Raw genomic sequence first — 7,297 nt, 5'->3', positions numbered from 1 at the left:
GTGCTGCCGGGGCCGCCGCCACCGCCGGGACCGGGCCAGCAGCTTCCGCCGGTTGGCACTCCACCGCTCCCGGGCAATCCGCCGTTCCTCCCTCCCGGATCACAACAATGACGGGGTCACATAGATGCCAACGATCTTCAACACGGGAAACCTGAAGGTGCCGAACATGTCCCGGGCTTCCGTGATCGTCGGCGCACTCATCGTGGTGCTGGCGCTGACGGCCGCGGTCGTGGGCTGGAACATGTACACGAAGCTGACCACCAACACCGTCGTGGCCTATTTCACCGAGACGCTGGCGCTGTATCCGGGGGATAAGGTCGAGATCATGGGCGTGCGCGTCGGGACGATTGACAAGATTGAACCGGCAGGCGACAGGATGAAGGTGACCTTTACTTATGAAGAGAAGCACAAGGTCCCGGCCAGCGCTACCGCGTCGATACTGAACCCGAGCCTGGTGGCGTCGCGCACCATCCAGTTGGCGCCGCCCTATACTGGCGGCCCGGTGCTGAAGGACGGCGCCGTGATCCCGCTTGAGCGCACCCAGGTACCCGTCGAGTATGACGAGCTAAGGGACTCGATCGACCGCATCCTGACCGATTTAGGTCCGACACCCGAACAGCCCAAGGGCCCGTTCGGTGATGTGATCGAGTCGTTCGCCGATGGCCTGTCCGGCAAGGGACAGCAACTCAACGCCACGCTGAACAGCCTGTCCGAAGCCTTGGTGACCCTCAACGAGGGCCGCGGCGACTTCTTCGGCGTGGTGGAGAGCCTCGCGCTGTTTGTCAACGCACTGCATCGCAGCGATCAGCAGTTCGTCGCGCTCAACGACGATCTCGCCCAGTTCACCAACGCTTTTACCAACACAGACCGGGAACTGGCGATCGCGCTGCAGGACCTCAACGAACTGCTAAACACCACGCGCGAGTTCCTCGACGAGAACAGCGAGGTGCTCACCACCGATATTGACAACCTCGCGGACGCCACGAACGCGATCCTGCAGCCCGAGCCGCGCAATGGATTGGAGACAGCCCTGCACGTGCTTCCGCACTACGGTGCAAATCTTCTGAACATTTACGAACCGAACCGCGGCAACCTGTCAGCCGCACCGGCGATCGCGTCATTTGCCAACCCAATGCAGTTCGTGTGCAGCGCGATTCAGGCCGGCAGCCGGCTCGGTTACCAGGAGTCGGCAGAGTTGTGCGCGCAGTACCTGGCACCGATTTTGGACGCGATCAAATTCAACCACCTGCCGTTCGGCCTGAATCCGATCAACACCGCGACGACGTTGCCGAAGCAGATCGCGTACTCGGAGTCCCGTCTGCAGCCGCCGCCTGGCTATAAGGACACCACCGTGCCGGGCATTTTCTCCCGGGACACATTGTTCTCCCATGGCAACCACGAGCCAGGTTGGGTGGCCGCGCCAGGCATGCAGGGTGTGGACGTGCAGCCGTTCACCGCAAACATGCTCACGCCCGACTCGCTGGCCGCGTTACTCGGCGGACCGGACGCACGTATCCCGGCCGCGCCGCCAGCGTTTGGCGTGCAGCCGAACGGCAAGCTGCCCGGCCCGCCGAACGCCTACGACGAGCGCAATCCGTTGCCTCCGCCGTGGTACCCCCAGCCTGGTCCGCCACCGGCTCCGGCGCCTGGTGTGGTCCCGGGCGATCCGGGCGGATCGCCGCTGTCGGGCCTGGGATCCGGACCTGCGCCTGCCCCGGCCGGACCACCGCTGCCCGCCGAAGCAGGAGGTCGCTGATGAGCCGCGTACGCACCGATCAGAAGACACGGGCGATCCGACGGTTCCATCGGATAGCTCGCCGCACGGCAGTGCTGGCCGTGACCGCAGTTGTGCTGACATCGTGCGGATCGTGGAAGGGCATCGCCAACGTTCCGCTCCCGGGTGGCCCGGGCACCACGGGGGACGCGATGACTATCTATGTGCAGATGCCGGACACGTTGGCGCTCAACGTCAACAGCCGCGTCCGCGTCGCCGACGTCTTCGTCGGCACCGTCCGGTCGATCGAGCTGAAGAACTGGGTCGCGATACTCACTCTGGGTATACAGCCCGGCGTCGAGTTGCCCTCCAACGCGCTGGCCAAGATCGGGCAGACCAGCCTGCTGGGTTCGCAGCACATCCAGTTGGAGGCTCCGCCGGACCCGACCTCTGAACAGTTGCGTACCGGCGACACCATCCCATTGAAGGATTCGTCGGCGTTCCCGACCACCGAGCGGGTGCTGGCCAGCATCGGTACGATCCTTACCGGCGGGGGCATCCCGAACCTCGAGGTGATTCAGACCGAGGTCTACAACCTCCTAACCGGGCGGGCCGACCAGATCCGCGAGTTCCTGACTCGGCTGGATACCTTCACCGATGAGCTAAACCAGCAGCGCAACGACCTCACCCGCGCCATCGACTCGACTAACCGGCTGCTCAACATCGTGGCGAGCCGCAACGACACGCTCGACCGGGTGCTCACCGAGTTCCCCCCGCTGATCGAGCATTTCGCCCAGACCCGGGATCTCTTTGCCGACGCGATCCAGGCCCTGGGTAGGTTCAGCGCGGTCACCGACGAGACGGTGTCGCAGTTAAGCGGCAATCTCAACACCAACCTGCAGAATCTGCAGCGGCCCCTCAAACAGCTCGGCCGTGCGTCTCCCTACCTGATCGGTGCACTGAAGCTGCTGTTGACGGCGCCGTTTCCTATCGAGGGGATCCCCAAGTTAATCCGGGGCGACTACGTCAACGTCTCGGCGACAATTGACTTGACGCTGAGTACGGTAGACAACGCGTTTCTCACGGGAACTGGGTTTTCCGGGGCTTTGCGTGCGCTGGAGCAGGCGTGGGGTCGCGATCCGGCGACGATGATCCCGGACGTGCGTTTCACGCCGAACCCGCACGACGCACCCGGCGGGCCGCTGGTCGAAAGGGGTGAGTGAGCTGTGCTGACTCGCATGATCAAGGTCCAGCTGATTCTCTTCACGATCCTGACGGTCATCGCGCTGAGTGTGCTGGGCTTGTATTATCTGCGGCTGCCCAGCCTGGCCGGCGTTGGGCAGTACACCCTGCACGCCGAATTGCCCCGCTCGGGCGGGCTTTACGCGACAGCGAACGTGACCTACCGCGGCGCCACGATCGGCAAGGTCACGGCCGTCGAGCCTACGGAGACCGGTGCCAGCGCGGTGATGAGCATCGATGGCCAGTACAAGATCCCGGTCGATGCCTCCGCCAACGTGCATTCTGTGTCGGCGATCGGCGAGCAGTACCTCGACCTGGTGTCGAAGGGAGATCCGGACCAGTACTTCAGTGACGGCCAGACAATCACCAAGAGCACAGTTCCCAGCCAAGTCGGTCCAGCGCTCGATGCGGCCAACGAAGGCCTGGCGGTGTTGCCGAAGGAGAAGATCGACTCCCTGCTGACCGAGACGTCGCTGGCCGTCGGCGGGCTGGGGCCGGCGCTACAGCGTTTGGTGGACTCGACCACCACCATCGCCCAGGACTTCCGCGACAACCTCGGCCCTGTCAACGACGTCATCGCGAACTCGGCGCCGATCCTGGAAAGCCAGGTCGTCTCAGGGGACAACATCAAGCAGTGGTCGCGCAATCTCGACACCCTGGCCGCCCAGTCGGCCGAGCAGGATGCGGCACTGCGCAGCGGCCTGCAACAGGCCGCGCCCACCGCCGATCAACTGAACGCCGTCTTCAGTGGGGTACGGGACTCGCTGCCGCAGACTTTGGCAAACCTGGCGGTCGTGATCGACATGCTCAAGCGCTACAACAAGGGGCTTGAGCAGGGACTTGTCATCCTTCCTCAAGGCGCGGCCGTCGCTCAATCCGTCGTGGCACCCTTCGACAGACAGGCGAAGATCGACTTCAACTTGACCATAAATCAGCCGCCGCCGTGCCTGACCGGGTTCCTGCCGGCCTCGGAGTGGCGGTCGTTTGCAGACACCAGCAGGGCGCCGCTGCCGTCGAACACCTATTGCAAGATCCCGAAGGAATACCAGGGCAACGTTGTCCGCGGAGCACGCAACTATCCGTGTGCCGACGTACCCGGCAAGCGCGCCGCCACGCCTCGCGAATGCCACAGCGACCAGCCGTATCAGCCGATGGGCACCAACCCGTGGTATGGAGATCCGAACCAGATCCTGTCCTGCCCGGCCCCTGGTGCGCGCTGCGACCAGCCGCCGAATCCCGGCCAAGTCATTCCGGCGCCGTCGGTCAACAACGGCATGAACCCGCTGCCCGCCGACCAGTTGCCGCCGCCTCCCGTCCCCGTCAGCGACCCGCTCAGCCCGCCTGGCCAGGGCAGAGTCCAGTGCAGCGGACAACAACCCAACCCGTGCATTTATACTCCGGCACCGGGCTCATCGGCCATCTACAGCCCGTCCAGCGGGGAGGTAGTCGGACCCGACGGAGTCACTTACTCCGTAAGCAACTCAAGCGATCCAGGAGACAACGGATGGAAGGACATGTTGGCGCCCGGCGGATGAACCCCGCCGAGGCTGATGAGACATCCGATGAGTCGGTCGCAGAAACGTCGGACGCCATAACCACAATCGCCGAGGAGGACACGCCGCAGCCCGAATCCGTCGAGGCATCGACCCGCGGTCCACGACCGTCGCGGCTGGGCCGTGGCTGGTTGGTCGGGATCTGCACCGTGCTCGTACTACTGACGGCGGGCGCAGTCGGCGGCGGCCACCTGATGTGGCGGTCGCAAGAGGAGAGTTCCGCGTCCGCGGTCGACGGGACGCGGGCGCTGCAGGCCGCCAAGGAGTGCGTCGCCGCCACGCAGGCGCCGGACACCACCACGATGACAGCAGGGCAAGCCAAGATCATCGAGTGCTCGACCGGGGATTTCGGCGCCCAGGCCGCGCTGTACAGCGGGATGCTCGTCGACGCCTACCGCGCCGCGAACGTCCAGGTGCAGGTTTCCGACATGCGGGCCGCCGTCGAGAAACACAACGTCGACGGCTCGATTGATGTGCTCGTTGCAGTACGGGTCAAGGTGACCAACTCCGAGGCGGCCGACCAGGAGCAGGGCTACCGCCTGAGGGTGCAGATGGCGCCGGTCGACGGGACCTACAAAATCGCCAAGCTCGACCAAGTCAACTCTTAACAGCAGCGCCAGACGACCCATCCGTAGGCCGCGGACAACGACGCCGTCCGATACGCCTCCTGGTGGTCTCGCTCGGGAACGTTCGCGTTGGACGTCCGATGCTCTGGATTGAATCTCACGACCCCGTGCCCGATGTCGCGCCTGTCGCGAAACTGGCATTGTTGACCGGGCAACGCAACGCCGCCCGCCGGGCATATCGTGCGAGGTCGGTTCCCTTCGGAAAGTACTGGCGCAGAAAGTCATTAGTGATCTCGTGTGCCCCGCCGCCAAGGGCTGCAGGGATCGCGGAAGTGGATTCTTGTCCCGATCGCTGCTGTCAACTCGGCGTGACGCGCCAATTCCTCAGCTCCGTTCCAGGCTAACGACCTACACTGTCGGTTCCGGGACGAGTTCTAGTCAACGTCGCAACGCCGACGGCCCCTGTGAGGCTAGCTAGCTGTACTGACCTGAGAGGTTAGGTACACGGCTGGCTGGTGCTTGACCGCCGAGTGCTGTGTGGCCGCGGTGGTGATTGTAGGTGTGCAACCAGCGCGGGGACTGCCCCCAGTTTGGTTGACTCCTGACCTGTGAGGATTCGTCCTTGCTGGAAGGATCAATCTCGTGCCGAAGCCGTTTCCCGCCGAGTTCCGAGCCGATGTCATCGCCGTAGCCCGCAAGGGCGAAGCACCGCTGCGCCAGATCGCGAAGGACTTCGGGATCTCGGAGGCCTGCCTGCATCGCTGGCTAAAGATCGCCGACCACGAGGACGGTCTTGGCCGGCCCGCGCCGGCGGCGGCTCCCGACGACACAGCAGCGCAGCTGCGCGAAGCACACAAGCGGATCAAACTCCTCGAGCAGGAAGCCGAGGTGATGCGCCGCGCGGTTGGATACCTGTCCCGGGACGCCAACCCAAAATGATGTACCCGCTGGTCCTCGACCTTGCCGCTGACGGAGTTCCCGTCACGGTGACCTGCCGGGTCCTGGGTTTCTCTACCCAGGCGTTCTACAAGTGGCGCAAAGCCCCTTTAACACAGCGTGATTGGGACGACGCACACCTGATCAACGCCGCCCGCGATATCCATGCCGATGACCCCGCCTTCGGCTACCGGTTCATCGCCGACGAGCTGCCCAGTCGCGGGATCACCGCCGGGGAGAACCGTGTCGCCCGGCTGTGCTCCCAGGAACGGATCTGGTCGATCTTCGCCAAAAAGCGAGGACTGAACCGCCGATCCGGGCCACCGGTCCACGACGACCTCGTAGACCGCCTCTTCAGCGCAGCCGGCGCCAACCAGGTCTGGTTGACCGACATTACCGAGCACCCCACCGGTGAAGGCAAGCTCTATCTCTGCGCCATAAAAGACGTCTACTCCAACCGGATTGTGGGCTACTCGATCGACGCGCGAATGAAGTCCTCACTCGCGGTCGCCGCCCTCGATCACGCGGTAGCACTGCGCTCACCAGTCGCGACGATCGTCCACTCCGACAGGGGCAGCCAATTCAGGTCACGAAAGTTCGTTCTCGCACTGTCACACAACGGATTACACGGATCGATGGGTCGAGTCGGCGCATGCGGTGACAACGCCGCCATGGAGTCGTTCTTCGCCCTTCTGCAACGCAACGTGCTCGACCGGAAACGATGGTCCACTCGGGCCGAGCTACGACTGGCCATCGTCACCTGGATCGAGCGGACCTACCACCGACGCCGCAGGCAACGCGCCCTCGGCCGACTCACCCCGATAGAGTTCGAACTGCTCCACACACCAGCCGCAACCGCGGCCTGAAATTCACACCCCCGCGAGTCAACTGAACCCGGGGCAGTCCCGCGGGTATTCGTCGCAGCGTTGCGCGTCGCTGGTGTAGAGCCGCGCATAGGCCCACTCGTCGGCCAGTGTGCGATGGAAGCGCTCCACCTTGCCGTTGGTCTGCGGCCGGTAGGGCCGAGTGCGACGATGGCCGATATCGCCGAGGGCATCGCGGAAGACGTGTGATCGATAACAGTTCCCGTTGTCGGTCAACACCTTTCGAACGGTGATGCCGCAGTCAGTGAACCACGCGTTGGCACGCCGCCAGAAGTCGGCGGCGGTGTCCTTGCCCTCGTCGGCGAGTAATTCGGAGTAGGCCAGCCGCGAATGCGCGTCGATGGCGGTGTGGATGAAGTGGTAGCCGCGGACCGGGTTGCCGTACTTGTTGGTCACCCCGCT

5 protein-coding genes and 3 pseudogenes are annotated in these 7,297 nt (G+C 64.3%); 5 read left to right on the top strand and 3 right to left on the bottom strand.

Translation table 11 applies throughout. The annotated features are described in order from the left end of the window. Positions 1 to 124: 124 nt before the first annotated feature. Genes WA965_RS00710 through WA965_RS00695 form a run of 4 tightly spaced genes read left to right on the top strand, consistent with a single transcriptional unit; the run spans position 125 to position 5,117 of the window. On the top strand, positions 125 to 1,756 hold the full coding sequence (locus WA965_RS00710) for a virulence factor Mce family protein (protein WP_526297802.1): 1,632 nt from the start codon (positions 125 to 127) through the stop codon (positions 1,754 to 1,756). Further along, positions 1,756 to 2,937, top strand: a complete 1,182-nt coding sequence (locus WA965_RS00705; protein ID WP_526297804.1) for a virulence factor Mce family protein — start codon at positions 1,756 to 1,758, stop codon at positions 2,935 to 2,937. Before WA965_RS00710 ends, WA965_RS00705 begins: the two co-directional genes overlap by 1 nt. A 3-nt stretch (positions 2,938 to 2,940) precedes the next feature. Beyond that, positions 2,941 to 4,491 (top strand): MCE family protein, encoded by a 1,551-nt coding sequence (locus WA965_RS00700; RefSeq protein ID WP_526446901.1) that lies wholly within the window; start codon positions 2,941 to 2,943, stop codon positions 4,489 to 4,491. Then, positions 4,461 to 5,117 (top strand): Rv1363c family protein, encoded by a 657-nt coding sequence (locus WA965_RS00695; protein WP_526299204.1) that lies wholly within the window; start codon positions 4,461 to 4,463, stop codon positions 5,115 to 5,117. Before WA965_RS00700 ends, WA965_RS00695 begins: the two co-directional genes overlap by 31 nt. A gap of 187 nt (positions 5,118 to 5,304) precedes the next feature. On the opposite strand, the pseudogene WA965_RS00690 reads toward WA965_RS00695, so the two are convergent. Together WA965_RS00690 and WA965_RS00685 are read right to left on the bottom strand one after the other, a co-directional pair. Continuing rightward, a pseudogene (locus WA965_RS00690) lies at positions 5,305 to 5,458 on the bottom strand (IS30 family transposase); the annotation flags it as partial. 91 nt (positions 5,459 to 5,549) lie between these two features. Next, a pseudogene (locus tag WA965_RS00685) lies at positions 5,550 to 5,651 on the bottom strand (IS481 family transposase); the annotation flags it as partial. A gap of 66 nt (positions 5,652 to 5,717) precedes the next feature. Between WA965_RS00685 and WA965_RS00680 the strand changes: the two are divergent. After that, a protein-coding gene (locus tag WA965_RS00680; RefSeq protein ID WP_526299206.1) for an IS3 family transposase occupies positions 5,718 to 6,877 on the top strand; the annotation gives its coding sequence in 2 pieces (ribosomal slippage) (positions 5,718 to 6,009 and positions 6,009 to 6,877; 1,161 coding nt in all). Positions 6,878 to 6,919: 42 nt separating this feature from the next. Here the strand turns inward: WA965_RS00680 and WA965_RS00675 are convergent. Beyond that, positions 6,920 to 7,297, bottom strand: a pseudogene (locus WA965_RS00675) (DDE-type integrase/transposase/recombinase); the annotation flags it as partial.

This window comes from Mycobacterium sp., from assembly GCF_049683935.1.
GTDB lineage: Bacteria > Actinomycetota > Actinomycetes > Mycobacteriales > Mycobacteriaceae > Mycobacterium.
The sequence above is the reverse complement of the archived record's forward strand: the minus strand, read 5'-3'. Positions and strand labels throughout refer to the sequence as shown.